At 54.2% G+C, this 15,695-nt stretch carries 14 protein-coding genes; 2 read left to right on the top strand and 12 right to left on the bottom strand.

Annotated features, from left to right (window positions below; translation table 11 throughout):
• Positions 1-11: 11 nt before the first annotated feature.
• From AC0YNV_RS31470 to AC0YNV_RS31490, 5 genes are read right to left on the bottom strand one after another with little or no spacing between them, the layout of a single operon-like run.
• Entirely contained in the window at positions 12-872 is an 861-nt protein-coding gene (locus tag AC0YNV_RS31470; RefSeq protein WP_475771539.1) for an STM4011 family radical SAM protein, read from the bottom strand.
• On the bottom strand, positions 869-2,245 hold the full coding sequence (locus AC0YNV_RS31475; protein ID WP_475771540.1) for an STM4012 family radical SAM protein: 1,377 nt from the start codon (positions 2,243-2,245) through the stop codon (positions 869-871). Before AC0YNV_RS31475 ends, AC0YNV_RS31470 begins: the two co-directional genes overlap by 4 nt.
• 43 nt (positions 2,246-2,288) lie before the next feature.
• Positions 2,289-3,074 carry an STM4013/SEN3800 family hydrolase gene (locus tag AC0YNV_RS31480; protein WP_475771541.1) on the bottom strand — a complete coding sequence of 262 codons (786 nt, stop codon included), beginning with the start codon at positions 3,072-3,074 and terminating at the stop codon, positions 2,289-2,291.
• A complete protein-coding gene (locus AC0YNV_RS31485; RefSeq protein WP_475771542.1) occupies positions 3,071-4,348 on the bottom strand; it encodes an STM4014 family protein in 1,278 nt (425 codons plus the stop codon). Before AC0YNV_RS31485 ends, AC0YNV_RS31480 begins: the two co-directional genes overlap by 4 nt.
• 2 nt (positions 4,349-4,350) lie before the next feature.
• Entirely contained in the window at positions 4,351-5,196 is an 846-nt protein-coding gene (locus AC0YNV_RS31490; RefSeq protein ID WP_475771543.1) for an STM4015 family protein, read from the bottom strand.
• Positions 5,197-5,574: 378 nt separating this feature from the next.
• On the opposite strand from AC0YNV_RS31490, the gene AC0YNV_RS31495 reads away from it, so the two are divergent.
• Both AC0YNV_RS31495 and AC0YNV_RS31500 read left to right on the top strand, forming a co-directional pair.
• Entirely contained in the window at positions 5,575-5,877 is a 303-nt protein-coding gene (locus AC0YNV_RS31495) for a putative quinol monooxygenase (RefSeq protein ID WP_475771544.1), read from the top strand.
• A gap of 251 nt (positions 5,878-6,128) precedes the next feature.
• Positions 6,129-7,418, top strand: a complete 1,290-nt coding sequence (locus tag AC0YNV_RS31500) for a beta-propeller fold lactonase family protein (protein ID WP_475771545.1) — start codon at positions 6,129-6,131, stop codon at positions 7,416-7,418.
• Between the two features lie 95 nt (positions 7,419-7,513).
• On the opposite strand, the gene AC0YNV_RS31505 is transcribed toward AC0YNV_RS31500, so the two are convergent.
• The 7 genes from AC0YNV_RS31505 to AC0YNV_RS31535 form a co-directional block, all read right to left on the bottom strand.
• Positions 7,514-8,926, bottom strand: coding sequence for a sulfatase family protein (locus tag AC0YNV_RS31505; protein ID WP_475771546.1), 1,413 nt, complete (start codon positions 8,924-8,926; stop codon positions 7,514-7,516).
• Positions 8,927-8,977: 51 nt separating this feature from the next.
• Positions 8,978-9,868, bottom strand: coding sequence for a helix-turn-helix domain-containing protein (locus AC0YNV_RS31510; RefSeq protein WP_475771547.1), 891 nt, complete (start codon positions 9,866-9,868; stop codon positions 8,978-8,980).
• 60 nt (positions 9,869-9,928) lie between these two features.
• Complete coding sequence (locus tag AC0YNV_RS31515) at positions 9,929-11,347, bottom strand: sulfatase family protein (RefSeq protein WP_475771548.1); 1,419 nt, start codon at positions 11,345-11,347, stop codon at positions 9,929-9,931.
• Between the two features lie 7 nt (positions 11,348-11,354).
• A complete protein-coding gene (gene cysC, locus AC0YNV_RS31520; RefSeq protein WP_475771549.1) occupies positions 11,355-11,912 on the bottom strand; it encodes an adenylyl-sulfate kinase in 558 nt (185 codons plus the stop codon).
• Positions 11,913-11,938: 26 nt separating this feature from the next.
• Positions 11,939-12,943, bottom strand: a complete 1,005-nt coding sequence (locus AC0YNV_RS31525) for a Gfo/Idh/MocA family protein (RefSeq protein WP_475771550.1) — start codon at positions 12,941-12,943, stop codon at positions 11,939-11,941.
• A 93-nt stretch (positions 12,944-13,036) separates the two neighbouring features.
• A complete protein-coding gene (locus AC0YNV_RS31530; RefSeq protein ID WP_475771551.1) occupies positions 13,037-14,539 on the bottom strand; it encodes a sulfatase family protein in 1,503 nt (500 codons plus the stop codon).
• Positions 14,540-14,865: 326 nt separating this feature from the next.
• A complete protein-coding gene (locus tag AC0YNV_RS31535) occupies positions 14,866-15,669 on the bottom strand; it encodes a sugar phosphate isomerase/epimerase family protein (RefSeq protein ID WP_475771552.1) in 804 nt (267 codons plus the stop codon).
• Positions 15,670-15,695: the final 26 nt, after the last annotated feature.

The raw sequence follows: 15,695 nt of genomic DNA on the forward strand, positions 1-15,695 counted from the left end.
ACACTATTTCGCTACGGACGGCTTACGACTATCCTTTCCAGGATGCTCTCGCCGTACAGCCGGTCCAGCTTTAATTCCGGCATATGGATATAGCCGATATAGCAGTCGCAGCATGACATTTTGCAGTTCCTCTGCTTCGACAGTCCTTCCAGTCCGTCGCGGTATAGATGCCCGATGACCTGACGGTCCTTATAGCAGCGTTTCACCAGTCCCGCACCCTGAACATAAAAGACATCATAGCCCGCATTGCAGGCTCTGCCCGCACTCTCATAATCCACAGTGTTCAGCTGAAAATGCGGATCGATTCCGGTGAGGAAAGCGATATCCGTCTCCGAATAATAATCCGGCTTATCCTTGAACGCATTCACCCACAAATAGGTGTCGGATGGAATGGCGCGGCGCAGCGACGAAATCTCCGCAAAGGCGCTCTTCACCCCCACCGTGCCGATGCTGTGCGGTATACCGCGCTTGCGAAGCTGCCCGGACTGCTGGACAAACCGGATCTGCGCGGTTTGTCCGGGATGATAAGTGGCCCAGAAGGCCGCCTTCTGCGGATTGAGCGATTCCGTCCAATCCAGCTTCGCGGACAGATTCGTCTGAATGGCTACCTTGTCGACATGCTCCATATACGACAGCTCAATCATCGCCCGATGGTACCAGCTGTGGGTGAGAGCTTCGCCATAAGGATTAAAAAACACCGACAGCCGGTGTCCATTCCCCCTCTGATTCCCCGCCCATTCCACAAACTCCTCCACCTGACGGCGGTCCTTGGCAAGGGTCAGCGCATTATCCTTATTTTTGCTGAACGGACAATAAGGGCAGTCATAATTGCAGGAGGTCAGGCTGCCCCGAAAATACAGTGTCGCCTTCATGCCAGAACAAATCCTTCCATCCGCTGGCGCACCTCCGGTGAGATCAGCCAGTCTCCGATGGCGTCGGAGTAGGCCAGGCCCTCATCCGTCAGCTGCAGGATGCCATGCTGCAGAAGACCCAATCCGCTATCCAGCAGAAGCTGCAGCTCGGGATGGTCATCCAGCACTTCACTTCCGAACCGCTGCGCATAATCCGCGACCGGCAAGCCCTCCGCATGCAGAATCGCCTTTAACAGGAAACGGCGCTTCTGCTCGGATTCATTGAGCACAAATCCATAATTGGCCGTATCATACCGCTCTGCAGCTACATAATCGGCGATAATACTCGCTGTCGCACTGCGGCTGACGCCGTACCGCGAGGCATAGTGAACGCTCCGTGTGTATGAGCGGGCGCCGCAGCCGAGTCCGACCATACCTTCTTCCTGGCAGCCGTAAGGCAGCAGCGATTTGCCAGCAAACGCGCCGCTGCGGGCAAATCTGCGCATGGAATACTGCGCATAGCCTTCGGCAAGCAGGCGGCTGCGCGCCGCTTCATAGAAGGCCAGACGGTTGTCGGCGCCGCTTTGCCTGATCTGCTCCGGCTTCACGATGGTATGCTCCCGCGTGTAGAGCGGGTAAATAAAGATCTCTTCCGGTTTGTAGGAAATCGCGCGCCCCAGTGAATACATCCAGGAATCGAGCGTTTGCCCCGGCAATCCATAGATCAGGTCAAGATTAAGAATCGGAAACGCAAACTGCTTCAGCAGCTCCGCGGCCCGCTCGGCTTCCTCCGGCATCTGCGGCCTGTAGATCGCGGCAGCCTCAGACTCCACGAAGCTTTGAATTCCCATGCTGACCCGGTCAACCCGGTTTTCCTTCAGGATATGCAGCCTCTCCTCCGTCACCGTCTCGGGAGAGGCTTCAACCGAAATCGACGCCTGAGACGAATCGAGTCCCATCGTGTCCCCGGCGATCGCGAACAGGCGCTTTAGCAATGCGGGCGCAAGCAGCGTAGGCGTTCCGCCGCCAATGGCAAATCTTGCGAACGGCTTATGCTTCACAAGCGGTGCCCACTGCCTTGCCTGACGCTCCAGCGCGTCCACATACTGCTCATGCGCCGATTGGCGTTTATCCGGCAGCGTGAACAAATTGCAAAAACCGCAGCGCGCACCGCAGAACGGGATATGCATATAGAGGAAGAACGTCTCCGTCGGTTCGTCCTTCCATATTCCTGACAGCGGAATCGGCCGTTCCAGCTCGCTGTAAGCTGTCTTATGGGGATAGGTATACAAATAAGAGCGGTACGGCGAAGCGGTCAGCTCCTCCTTCCATTTGCGGACATTACCCGGATCGCCAGCCGCAGCCGCGCCGTTAGCAGAAAGATCGTATGTCATCCGGTGGTCACAACCTTTCTTTATATACAAGCTCAATCCGCTGCTAGAGCAAAAATTCACGGTAGGGCACATTCCATACCACCTCATGCGCGAGCCTGTGCCCTTCGTAGCCATCCTCGCCGTAGGCGGTGCCGTGGTCCGAGAAAGCCAGGCAGAACACGGGACGCTGACGTGCGCGCAGGGCCTCGAACAATCTTCCAAGCTGTCCATCCACATAACGCAATGCCGCCCGCTGCGTGTCAACGGAGTCCTTCCTCGCCCCAGGCACAAAATAATGATTGGGACCATGAATGGCGGAAACATTCATAAACAGGAACAGCCGCTCCTCCGGCGAAGACCGGTCAAGCAGCTTTAACGCATGATTAACCTGGTGCTCCGTCGATCGGGAATTGGTCACCCCGAACGTCATCCGCCAGTAGCTTTCCTGAAAATACCCGGGCAGAACGCGCGCCAGCGGCACCTTCTTGGAGAAGAAAATAACGCCGCCGATGCATATCGTCCGGTAATCCTCCGCCTGCAGGCCGGAAACAACATCCGGCGCGTCAAACAACCAGGTATGGGGATGCGTCTTGAATCCCGTATGCCTGGAGTGAAACAAGCGGATATGTTCCGATTTGTCGGTTGTAGCCGGAGTAGGCAGAAATCCGCCGAAAAAGGCATGATGCGCCGCGTACGTAAAGCTTCCCGGCGTATGGCGCTTCTCCCATGATCCGCTGCCGCATAGATTCGGACAACTCGCTTCCTCCAGAACAGCGGCATCATAGCGAAGCGTATCCAATGTGATCATCAGGATGTCATGACTCCCGATAATGCGGTTCATATCGGTCAAATCTGTACCACCCCGCTGCGGGCACGCGCCGCCTTGCCGGAGTTGGCAGCTATTAGCGGCGAAAACGACGGCTCCAGATGCCTCATTTCCCATTCGTAAGGATCGACGCCCTGATAGAGAACATTATAGAGCAGATCCCCGAAAGGATTGACATCCACAACATGCGGCTTCATCGAACCGCTGCCGATTACCACATCAACGCCGGCGACGCTTGACCCGGAGAAAGCGGCGAGCGCGGACTCCGCGCATTCTCTGACCGCAGCGAGCGTCGCTTCGGATAAACCCATATCCTCCGGCGACATGCGCTTGCTGCGCAAATGCAGATTCGTGATCGGCGTGCGGCTCACCCGGGCTACACAGTGACAGGCAGCACCTCCTACAACCAGCTGCCTCAAATCAAAGGTGCTGTCGCCATAAGCGGCCTTGGCTACCCACTGCTCAATATGAGCACCGTGACTGAGCAGCCAGTTCACAATAAGCCGGATCGTCGCCGTGTCCGTGTAGCGTCGCAGCTTGAGCGCATTATAAAATTGCGGCGGACGGGATATAAAGTGATCGACGCCTATAGTCGTAATCGCCAGCTCCTCGCCGGTAGACGGATTGATCTGGTACGCGATAATGCCGCAGGCTCCCGACCCCGAAGCAAGCTTCACAAATACCCGGTGCATCCGCTTGCGGCACATCGTCTCGTGCAGAGCCCCATAATCAGGGATTGCCTCCGGTATTTCCAGCAGACGCGGCACAGATACGCCCGCCGCGGATAATAGGCGATGGGTATGCCGCTTGTCGAACATGCCGGCAATATCTGCCGGTGCGTTGGTCCATTGAACGTCCGGGCAGATTTGCCCGACTTCCGTTTCCAGCTTGGCCAGCAGGCGTGTAAACCCGCGAAACCACTGGGAGGGATGATAGAGCCGTCCTCTTTGCTCCTTCAGCGCCAGGGCGGATTTTTGAGATAAGGGATGCGGATCGCTTCTCCCCTGTACTGGGAGCAGCCGGTCATCCGCATACTCCGGCCCGGTATCGGGCGCGCCCAGGGCAATCAACTGGCGCTCGACCTCGAAGTCCTCGCCCGGCGCGTCAATTCGTACAACTGGGGGCCTTTCCGAATGGGCGCGGGCTTCCTTGAAAGCTTCCTCCAGCCGCATCGTTCCGCGCAGCAGATCCAAATACGGCACCAGCACTGCGGGCGCCAGCTGAAGCCTTCTTCTGGCCTCCTGCAGAGAGGACGTCCGGCGGTTGCCAGGGTTACCGATCAGTATCATCGGCCGCATCGTTATTCCGTCAAGGCCGGATAACGATAATCTTCATCATCATCCAGATCCTGCTGTTCGCTTGTATCGACATTCAACCCCGTCTGTTCCCAGCGCTGCAGCATCCCGTCACTCATATAATGATAGCTCAGATCAAGCTTCTGCAGCTTCTTCACTTTTTCGCTGTTGATGAGTGCCTCCGCGCCTGCGTCCGTGAGCGTCCCCATCGACAGATCAAGGGTATGAAGCTGGTCCAGAATAGGCGCATCGGCAACCGCAAGGGCGATTTCGTTCTGAATTTCGCTATTTTTCAGGCCCAGATACGTAAGGTTCGGAAACCGCCCTGCCTCAATAAGCGGCAGAACATCCTCCAGCCCCCCGTCAAAGCCGTAATCCTCTACGCCCAAATACAGCTCCAGCTTGTTCAGCAATGGAAAATGGCTGTCCTTGATGCTGTTCAGCACATTTTTGCCCAAGCCGCCGCAAATAATAATCAGCTCTTCAAGCTTCCCATGGCGGGCGGGATCAAGATCAAGTCCTGAGCTTCCCTTTATGGTGAGGGAGGTCAGCTCCGGATAAGCGTCCAGCACGGGAGCTATATTGGACTGCATAATCCAGGATACTTCGCATTCCTCAAAGCCCATATCGCCGATAAACAGCTGGCGCAAGGCGGGAAAACGGTCCTTGAGACGAACCAGCGTTTCAACGATTCCGCTGGAATCATTCTCGTACGCTCCGCCCCACTCTCCGATAATGAGGCTGGTCAGCCCTTGACTCTCCGGACTGTCTGCGAGCTTTTCAATCGATTCTTCGACTTTTTGGCCAGCCTCATACTGGTCGTAATCAATGCTAAGCTTAACTTCGGACATGTAGGTTCCTCCTGAGAGTTTTTTAGTGATATCCTCGGGGCATTTCAAACGAGCTGCAAACTCGGGCAGAAAGCATAAACATGCGTTCAATGAAGCTTTCTGGCGATTCTTTACTGATGCTCGCTTCTAAAGCTGAAAACTCCCTTAATAAGGTAAAAATATGTACGGTCTTTTTGATTTTAACCCAAAATAATATGTCTTGTCCGTTTTACGGGTCAGATTGCAAAAAACTACTTGTTATTCACCATAATCGCTAACTTTGAAACCGATTGCGAAAGTTAATTTTCAGCAAATATCTGTCAGACTTCACTGACTGAATATGTCAGCCAAGATTGGTTATTATGAATGTGGACACTTAATCGAAGGGAATGAGCGGAAATGAACCAATACGGGTTATATGGCAAATTTACTGCACAGGCGGGCAAACGCGATGAGCTTGCGAAAATACTGCTGGAAGCGGCATCTCAGATGGATGTTATCGAGGATTGCCTGCTGTATGTCATCAATGTTACGGAGAACGAGCCGGAAACGATATGGGTCACGGAGGTTTGGACTGATGCCGCTGCCCATCAGGCCTCGCTGTTAGGCGAAGAGGCTCAGACGCTGATCGCGCTGGCAAGGCCTTTAATTGCAGCAATTGAGCAGATTCAATTGCAGACGCTGGGCGGCAAGGGTGTCTAACTACCTCGCTCGCGATACCGGGGAATGCAATCCGTTGGTCATTGACAGAGTCCTCATTGCATATCAAGACCGGTTCAGCAGCTAGCTTATACTTGTACATGCTCGTGCTGCTATTTTGGGATAGCCGGCGATGAATGGGCCATGCCAATTGGTCAAAAAAAAACAACAGCCGTTCAGCGCACGTACAATTACCCGCTGTTCATTTCACATATGATGTCTTATATCAAATGTGAAAAGCAGGGTGATACAAAATGAGTGTGTATGATACAGGGCCAATCGATAATCGGGCATTCCCTCGAACGAGCCGGCTTGCTGTCTGGCTGTCTAACGGAGGACGGGATCCCGCTATTGCTTCGATCCAGGCTTATACAGTGACTCCCGTCACATCCGGATTTCATTCAACCACATTCTATACCTTATATCTGGTATCGTTATCCCCGTCAGGATCGGATGGCAGCGTGTTTCTGCTTGATCATATATTTGCCGATCTTGACGTTTACGGAGTAAGGGTTATTACAAGCGGCCTGGGCGGCAGCAATATTTCAGTGACAATCTCGGAAATAGACGGCGGCGGACAAGTGGTTGAGAAGCATATTTTAAGAGGTGAAGATTCAATTATCGGCACCCTCCTTTTTGCTTACAATGCCAATATCGATCAAGATACAGTAACGGTCGTTAGTACGGAAAACAATACGATCGCATCCACCATCGCTTTGCCTGCCGGTAGCAGTCCAATTGGAGTTGCGGTTACGCCGGACGGTACTCGCGTGTATATTGCGAATTTCGGCAACTCTACAGTTTCGGTCATCAGCACAGCGACCAACAGTGTAGTTACAACGATTCCCACGCCTCCCGGAAGCCAGCCAACATCAATTGCAATTACTCCCGACAGCTTCCGCGCTTATGTGACCGACTTCCAGGGATCGGTCATTGTACTGGATACGGTTACGAATACCGTACAAACTACGATACCAATTTCTCCGGTCAGCAGTCCACTCGGAATCGCGATCACCCCTGACGGTAAACGCGCATATGTCGCCAATGTCGGCAGCAATACGATTTCCGTGATAGATACGCTAACCAATACCGTCATTGCCACAATTCCTGCCGGAATTCTCCCGGACGCTGTTGCGATTACTCCTGATGGCACTCGCGCTTACGTCACGAATCAGGGTGACGATACGGTTTCGGTCATTGATACCGGCAGCAATACGATTATAACAACGGTTCCATTGCCGGCGGGATCCATTCCATTTGGCGTTACAATATCTCCTGACGGTTCCAGAGCCTACGTTGCCAGCAATGTCAATAACAGCGTAACCGTCATCAATGTGGCAACGAATACGGTATTGATAGATATACCAACACCCGGCAGGCCGGTATCCGTTGCGATTACTCCCGACGGCGTATTTGCTTATGTCTCCTCCCAGGTTAATAACGGGATCACGGTTATTGAGACGGCAAGCAACACGGTCGTAGCGAGCCTCCCTGCGGGAAGCTCGCCAAGATCGATTGCTGTGACGCCGATCGTGCTGATGTAGGAATACTGGGAACAGGGTAAATAGCGTATGCCCGCTAGAAACAACAAATCCCGCAGCCTATGCGGGATCACGCGTTTATCATTCAGGTTCCGGATCTATCTGGACGCAAGCTTCGCCCCATCCAGCAGCTGATGCGACATCCATTCATTGTTAATGACGGGATCGCCGTCCAGGGCCAGCTGCTCATACAGCCTGGTCCGCAATTTTTTGATAATCGGGGCGGATTCCGGATGCGCGATCAAATTCACCAGTTCCCCGGGATCGGCCGTAAGATCGTAACACTCATCCACATCCGTCAAATTCCAAATGTATTTCCAGGTCCGCGTACGGATCATTCGCTGGGTGTACAATCCGAACTGCTGGCCGTTATAAGAGGCGACAATGGAGTCTCTCCAATCAGCAGCTTCCGGTCCGCCCGTCAGGAGCGGTTTCAAGGATCGGCCTTGCAGCTGCGGGGAATTCTTCGTCGCAAGCTCCAGCAAATCAATAAGCGTCGGCGCCATATCCAGCAGGTTGTAGACAAACCGGCTGTCCACGCGGCCAGTCTGATCCTTACCGGGCAGCCGGATGGCGAGGGGGACGCGGACGACATCGTCATAGAGAATATAATGCTTATCCATCATTCCATGCGAACCGCACATGTCGCCATGGTCAGCGGTAAAAATAACAAGCGTATCGGCAGACGCATCAAGCGCGTCCAGCTCAGCCAGTATTTTGCCAATCGCTTCATCGAGCTGGCTGATAATCCCGTAATACCTGGCCACAATAGGCGCCCAGTTGGCCCAGGTATAATCCTCGACTCCCCAGTTCAGCAGCTGCTGCCGCTGAATGTAGGGCTTCCCCTGGAAGGTCTCCCGGAACCCCGACCACTCCGGCATCGCAGCAGGATCGTACATTTCCGCAAACTTTCCCGAAGGACGGCATGGCAGATGCGGCTCGGGAAAATGCACAGCCAAATGCCAGGGCTTGCCTTCCGATTCCAGCTGCCTGAGCGTGCTGACCGCCCGATCCGCCATCCAGTGAGTTTGCGAATCGTCGAGCGGAACCGGACTTGCTTCGCCAAAATATCCGTTCTTGAATTCAATATCCGGGTATCGCTGCTTCCGGAAGGCCTGGTAATCCGATTCGCTTACATATGAATCATAGCCGAAGGCTGTCGCATCATGCTCCGGATTCACACCCCACTTGCCGATATAAGCGGACCGGTAGCCATTATCCGAGAGCAGTCCGGACCAGGTGAAATGCTCCGGCTCAAGAGAGCCCACAGGAAGAAAAGCATTATAGTTCCACAAGGCGCCGAAGGTCTCCGGCCTTCTTCCATGCAGCAGGGACTGCCGGGCCGGGCAGCACAGCGGCACATGCGAATAGGCTTGGTCGAATACGGTGCTTTGCGCGGCAAAGCGGTCAAGATGGGGGGTTCGTACAGGATATTGGCCGCTAAAGCCGACACAATCATGACGAAGCTGATCTGCCGTAATTAACAGCACGTTAGGCGAACGCTTTTGCATAGGAGATGCCGTCAGCTCCTCTCTCTTCATGAATACACTTAAGGCCTGGGATTACTCGATCTCCACACCTGTCCGGTATTGGCTGGGCGAGCAGCCCACATGCCGGAGAAACAACCGGTTGAAGAACGATTGATCCTCATAGCCCACCGTAGTCGCCACATTGATGACCTTGTCGTCCGTCTCCAGCAGCAGGTGTTTGGCGCGTTCCATGCGGATCTCGTGCAGCACATCGAATACGCTGCGGTTGAACTCCTCGCGCATCAGCCGGTTCAACTGCCGCGTGCTTACATTAAATAAGCCGGACAAGGACTGGAGCGTGATTTTTTTCTCGAAGCTCCGCTCCAGATAGCCGTAAATCCGGCGTGCGGTCATCTCCCGTTCCAGTTGACGGGGAGAAGGGTGAACCCGCTGCTGCTGCATCATCGCGTAATAGCGGGAGAGCAGCACAAGCAGCTCGATCATTTGCAGCCGGATCAGCGTTTTATAGCCGGGTACGCGGCTGTCCAGCTCACGGATCATGCTGTCCAGGAGCTGCTGAACGGAGTCCGCATCCTGCCCGTGCAGATTAAGCCGGTGATTGAACCTCACGTCATGCTTCAGAAACGGGTGAACGTAGAAATAGTCCATCGAGCCTGTAATTTCAAGCTCGCTGAGCAGCGCATCGGAGATAAAGGACGGCATAAACAAGCAGTTGATAATATCAATCTGCTCATTGGCCTCGACATAATAGGCGTGGGTTTCACCGGGATTAATAATAAACACATCCCCCGCATGAACCTCATACGGGGAACCCTGGAAGATATGCATGCCCTTGCCCCGAACGACATAGACCAGCTCGACGAACTCATGCCCATGCTCGGAGATCGAGCCCTGTACAGTCCGGGTAATCCAGAACGGAAATTCATCCTTCATATAATTATTTCTGCTCAGAATATCCTGCATGCCTCTATTCACCCTTTGCAAAAGACTCCGATTGTACGGTCGTGCGGGAAAAACTAGCCGTCAGCCGCGGTGAAGCACCGCGTTGTCGAAACGCTCCCGTTGCGGGTTCTGGTACCATTCCTCCCAGGTCAACGATGCCGAACCGAGAATCTGCTCGATTCTTCTCCGGAAGGGCAGACCTGCTTCCTGAAGCTGTCGCTGCATGGGGTCCGCTCTTCCTGCCAGCTTGCGCTCCACCCATTCATTCAGCCGGGTTTCCAAGCGCTCCGCAACGTCCGGCAGCCTCTCTGCAAGATTGACCGTTTCCGCAGGATCATCGGTCAAATCGAATAATTCTCTCGGCGGACGTGTGAACGGCCCAGAGTCATAGGTGCGGATGAACTTGTAGCGGTCCGTTCGAATCGCCCTTGCCGCCTGCCAGGCACATTCGCTCAACAGCAGCGCATCGTTCGTGCCTTCCGCTTCGCCGCTGATCGATGGCCATAAGCTGAGCCCGTCGAGACCCGCAGGATACTTAAGCTTCGCCTGGTCAATTCCCAATACTGCCTCCATGCGCGCGGCATCCAGAATTGTCGGGAGCAGATCGACCTGCTGCACAAGCCCCGGAACCCTCCGGCCAGCGGGAATTCTTCCCGGCCAACGGATAATCATCGGGACATGGACGGTCGGCTCATACAAGCCGCAGTGGTCCCAGTAGATGTCGTGCTCCGTCAGGCTTTCTCCATGATCGCCAAACAGAATGATCATGGTCTCCTCTTGGATCCCGAGCTTTTCAAGATGATCATCCAGCTCCTTCAACCGGTCATCCAGATAGCGGATTTCCGCATCATAAAGCGCATCATAATAATCACTGTCCGTAACCTCGCCGACCAGATCATAATGGTGATGCTTGAAGAAAGGGTAAGCTGGATGATTATACGCGCCTTCCATGCTTTTGTTTCGTGGATCGAACGGGTCCCTGCCAGGCTCGTAGAACTCCGGAATATAGGAATCCGGCGGCAGATAAGGCGTATGCGCATCCCAATAATGCAGGAACAGGAAGAAGTTCTCTTCCCGGTGCTGCCCGATCCAGGGCATCGCCAATTCATTGACCGTGCGTCCGTCAATCCAGCGGTTGCCCCCGACGCTGTTCATATAATACCGGTAGCCGCGGGCAAACCATTCCTTCAGCTGGTACAAATTGTCCACTGCCGCTGTGGTGAAGCCGGCGGAGCGCAGCATGGAAGGCAGCCATTCGGTTGACTTGGGCAAATGTGTCAGCTCCGAGCCGTGAGATACAACGCCTGTGGTCAGACCGATTTTGCCGGTAAAAATCCCGGTATGCGCGACCTCGGTCGGAATATCCGCCGCATAAGCTTTTTCGAACAGGACTCCCTCACGGGCTATCCGGTCCAGATGCGGGCTTGTGGCTTTATGGTAGCCATAGCAGCCGAGGCGCGAGGCGCGAAGCGTATCCAGCGAGATCATAATTATTTTCATAGTGCTTCTAATCCCTCCGAGAAGTTGACTTCTCCAGTGGTGCGGCATGGCCGAGCCATGCAAGTATCGTATCTCCATTTTGCTCCAGCGTCGCAGTGGATGTGCATAGTGTAATGTCCGGATTGCTTGGCTCGTCATAGGAATCGGAGATGCCCGTGAATTGGGCAATCGCTCCGCTTCTCGCTTTGGCGTACAAGCCTTTGACATCTCTCATCTCGCATACATGAAGGGGACATTTCACATAAATCTCAACATAACCTGGCAGCTGCGCCCTGGCGTGCTCCCTCATCTCCGTATAAGGCGTGATGGCGGATACCAGCACATCCACCCCGTTTCGCGAAAGCAGCCTGGCGAGATACGTAACCCGTTTAATGTTCTCGAAGCGCTCTTCGCGGCTGAAGCCGAGTCCTTTGCAGATCGTATCGCGCAGCTCGTCGCCGTCGAGCAGTTCAACGCGCCGTCCCTGCTTCCGCAGCTTCTCTTCCATGAATTTGGCCGTTGTCGTCTTGCCGGCTCCGGATAGACCGGTAAACCATAATACCGAGCCATGCCCGTTATTATTCATATCCATTTCCCTCCACGTCCCCTGTATCATTCGTTAGCCGCAACCTCTACAGGAGCTCCGCCCAGCTGATGTGAACGTATAGCAGCTTCAATGACTTCCTGCGCCGCGAGCGCATCTGCCCCGGATGCGGCAATATCCTCCGGTTTTACCCCTGTCTGAATCTCCTCGATGAACCGGTTGATCCGATGCCCGAACGTGTCGTCAAAGCCCTTCATCCCTCCGAACAACGGATTGCGGACAACCGTCAGCTCATCGGAATGATGCGGAAAATAAGTCATACTCTCATATACATTGTCAATAACAAGCCGACCCTCGTGACCGGCAACCTCGCAGTATTCAATGGGATGCCGCATGGACATATCGTAGCTTCCCGTCAAATGCCCGACCGCGCCGCTGGCAAATTCCATATTGACGGAAACAGTGGACCAGGACGTCCGCCCGGGTGCTTTGGTCATAAAGGACTGCACCCGCTTCACGTCCCCGGCAAAAAACCGCATAACATCGATGGAATGCGGATGGAGGGCCCGCATATGAAGCCACTCCGTATCCTCCTGCGGATTGCGGATCGTCAGCCTCATATTCAGGAACAGCAGGGAGCCCAGCTTCCCTTCCGTGACCAGCTCCTTCGCCTTGTACGCCGCAGGGGTGAAGCGGTGATTGAGGTTGCAGGCAAGCCGCACGCCCTTCTCCCGGGCAAAAGCAACCATCTTCCGCGCCTCTTCGATATTATTGGATATCGGCTTCTCCACGAACACCGCCTTGCCTGCTTCAATCGCGATCATGGCCGGCTCAAAGTGGTGGCTGCCTTTCTCTACGCCCGCAGTCGCCACGATAACGGCATCAATCGTTTCCTTGCTCAGCAGCTCCCGCAAATCCGTATAATGGGGAACCGAATGCTCGCGCCCCGCAGCCTCAGCCCGCTCCGGCATCAGATCGCAGACGGCAGCGAGCTCGGTGTCCGGATGGCTTCGATACGCGCGGCAGTGGATTTTACCGATATTGTTGACGCCGACAACAGCTACTCTGATCATTTGCAGTCCCTTCCTTTCGAGCTTGCTACCTGCAAAAAGCATGCGTCCATATAAGAAAACAAGTCTGTTTATGGCCGGTTTTTTGTGGACCTATTACTCGTCTTTGGACTCCGCTGTTGCCGCAATTTCTTCTTTGGCCTTATTTTTTTCCTTGTCCTTTTCTTTACCCTTGGCCTTGCCTTTGCCTTTTGTCTTGCCTTTAGCCGCCGGATCGTCCTTCTCCTTCTCCTGAAGCGAGCGGGCGCTGACGATGGATCCGATATGGAGCGAATCATACGCTTCCTGGGAGGAAGTGAAGGTCTTGCCCTGTCCATGCCAGTTCAGATTCGTATAGATCGGATTGGTGCGGCCCACTTCCTGCTCGCGTTTGGCGATGTAGTCGTTCATCCGTTTCAGCAGGAAGGCTACGACCTCCGGCTCGCGCTCTGCGACATTTTCATTTTCCAGCGGATCCTGAATCAGGTTATACAGCTCCACTTCCGGCTTGAAGTGGAAATCCGGCTCCAGCGCGCAGATGAGCTTCCACTCCGGCGTACGCCAGCCATGCTTGCGCATCCATGTGCATTCCGTTATATAGAACTCGCTGACCCGCTTCGCATCCTCGCCCTGGATCAAACCTGTCAGGCTTTGACCGTCAAATGCCGTATCGGTCTTGATATCCAGCAGCTCCAGCACCGTCGGCATAATATCGGAGATCAGGCTGACGCCGGAAACCCGTTTTCCCGCCGGAACACGTCCGGGGAATTTGATAATGAGGGGAACAACCAGCGTACAATCATACAGTCCATGATGGTCGAAGAAACAATCATGCTCATAAAGCGTTTCCCCATGATCGGATGTAATGACAATCAATGTTTCTTCTTCAATCCCCATCGCTTCCAGCTTGGCGAACAAGGTTTGGATGCAGGCGTCCATATAGGCGATTGCCCCATCGTATTGCGCCTCCACATACTGCTCATCGGTGACGCCCTCGGGTATCCAGGATTTCAGGAAATTCGCGAAGGGCTTGAAGCCGTAAACCGGCTCCATCGACCGGTTGCTCTCATCCTTCTCGTTGTCGCCGTAGAAAATGCGCTCGAACGGAACGGGCGGCAGGTAAGGTGAATGCGGGTCCATATGCCGCAGAAACAGCAGGAACGGTTTGTCTTCCGCTGCAAGGCGTTCCAGCTCCGGCACGGCGACATTGTTCAGATTTTGCGCTTTGGGCGTACGTCCGGTCTCGTCGGGAACCCAGGATTCGTAGTCAATATAGGTCTGGAAGCCGCGTGAAGACGGATTGCCGGTAAAGCCGATACAGGTCGTGTTATAGCCGTTCTCGCCCAGCGTCTCGGCCAGCGTCTTCACATGTCCGCCAAGCGGACCCTGATGACGAAGAGCGACGACATCGGTTCCGAATACATCCATTCCTGTCAGCATGGAAGCATAAGCCGGAGTTGTCGGAATGCTTGGGCTGAAATGCTTCTCGAACAGCACGCCATCCGCTGCAACCCGGTCCATAAAAGGTGTTGTCAGACGCGAATATCCATATGAGCTCATATGATCGCGCCGTAAACTATCGATACCGAAAATAACCACATTCGGTTTTTTAGCTGTCATTTCATGATTACCTCCTGAAAGTTTTTTGCGAGGCTTTACCTGATCTGCCGGTATTCAGCAGCATCAAGCAAGAACTCACTTCGTAAGCAAAAGCCTGGAACAGGTTTGCGACAATAAGTCATCCAAAGGAAAAACGAGAGCGGAAGGCGGCATTTGAATCTGGAGAAGCGAAGCGTTTGCCTTTGTACCCCGAATTTAACAGATAAAGGTATCCAAAATAAAAAAATTCAGGGGTACAACAGCAATCGGAAGATCAAAGGACTCCTGAAGCGGCTCCGCTTTTCTAACCGTTATTTACGCTTTTCGGTACTTGCGTTTGCGGCTCCTTATCTGCCGCCTAGCTTCTTCAGGCAGGCATTCAAATACCCGTACGATTCCGCCGCCACGATCGATACCTGATCGATCGTGTGGTCCGGTCCGGCTCCGATGACCTCCAGTACAACGGGGCCGTCATAGCCGCCGTCTACCATCGCCTTGCAGTAGCCGAACAGATCGATATCGCCCCGTCCGCAAGCCTGCAGCTCAATCGGGCCGGGTCCTTGCGCGCGGCCTTTGCAGTCGCGTATGTGTACATGCTTCACACGGCTGAGCACAGCCGGCAGTGCTTCCTCCGCGTTTTCACCGGAACGGTGGATGTGGCTCGGGTCCATATCTATCCCGAAAGCCGGCGAGGATATAGCTTCCATGGCAGCAAGCGTCGTCGGCGTATTGTCAATCGCATTGCCGACATGAGCCTTCACGCACAGCGTGACTCCATAAGAGGCGGCTTTCTCCGCCAGATGGGCCAATTTGGCGATCGATGCTGCAAGATCCTCCTCATTGCCGGATTTTCCGCCGGGTCCAACGTTGATGACGGGAATTCCGATGGCCGCACCGGCCTCGAATGCCTTGGTCAATCTTTCCTCGTCCAGCGAAGCGACCTCCATGGACAGGAACTTTAGTCCGTTCTCCTTCACGATGACCTGCAGCTCATCCTTCTGCTCCTGCCAGCGGTCAAGATCAAGATGCTCGCACATGCCTTTGATAGCCGATATTTCCACGCCGTCATAGCCGGAGCGCGCAATTGCAGCTGCCGCCTCGGCGAAGCTGAACGATTTGAAAAGTACAGAGTTTACGCCTAATTTGACCATAAGTATTGAACACTCCTTCAGTAATA

This window comes from Paenibacillus sp. JT31N11 (assembly GCF_056269285.1).

Coding starts and splice junctions, on each gene's coding strand:
- AC0YNV_RS31470 (WP_475771539.1), bottom strand. CDS start 872: ATGAAGGCGACACTGTATTTTCGGGGCAGCCTGACCTCCTGCAATTAT.
- AC0YNV_RS31475 (WP_475771540.1), bottom strand. CDS start 2,245: ATGACATACGATCTTTCTGCTAACGGCGCGGCTGCGGCTGGCGATCCG.
- AC0YNV_RS31485 (WP_475771542.1), bottom strand. CDS start 4,348: ATGCGGCCGATGATACTGATCGGTAACCCTGGCAACCGCCGGACGTCC.
- AC0YNV_RS31490 (WP_475771543.1), bottom strand. CDS start 5,196: ATGTCCGAAGTTAAGCTTAGCATTGATTACGACCAGTATGAGGCTGGC.
- AC0YNV_RS31495 (WP_475771544.1), top strand. CDS start 5,575: ATGAACCAATACGGGTTATATGGCAAATTTACTGCACAGGCGGGCAAA.
- AC0YNV_RS31500 (WP_475771545.1), top strand. CDS start 6,129: ATGAGTGTGTATGATACAGGGCCAATCGATAATCGGGCATTCCCTCGA.
- AC0YNV_RS31505 (WP_475771546.1), bottom strand. CDS start 8,926: ATGCAAAAGCGTTCGCCTAACGTGCTGTTAATTACGGCAGATCAGCTT.
- AC0YNV_RS31510 (WP_475771547.1), bottom strand. CDS start 9,868: ATGCAGGATATTCTGAGCAGAAATAATTATATGAAGGATGAATTTCCG.
- AC0YNV_RS31515 (WP_475771548.1), bottom strand. CDS start 11,347: ATGAAAATAATTATGATCTCGCTGGATACGCTTCGCGCCTCGCGCCTC.
- cysC (WP_475771549.1), bottom strand. CDS start 11,912: ATGAATAATAACGGGCATGGCTCGGTATTATGGTTTACCGGTCTATCC.
- AC0YNV_RS31525 (WP_475771550.1), bottom strand. CDS start 12,943: ATGATCAGAGTAGCTGTTGTCGGCGTCAACAATATCGGTAAAATCCAC.
- AC0YNV_RS31530 (WP_475771551.1), bottom strand. CDS start 14,539: ATGACAGCTAAAAAACCGAATGTGGTTATTTTCGGTATCGATAGTTTA.
- AC0YNV_RS31535 (WP_475771552.1), bottom strand. CDS start 15,669: ATGGTCAAATTAGGCGTAAACTCTGTACTTTTCAAATCGTTCAGCTTC.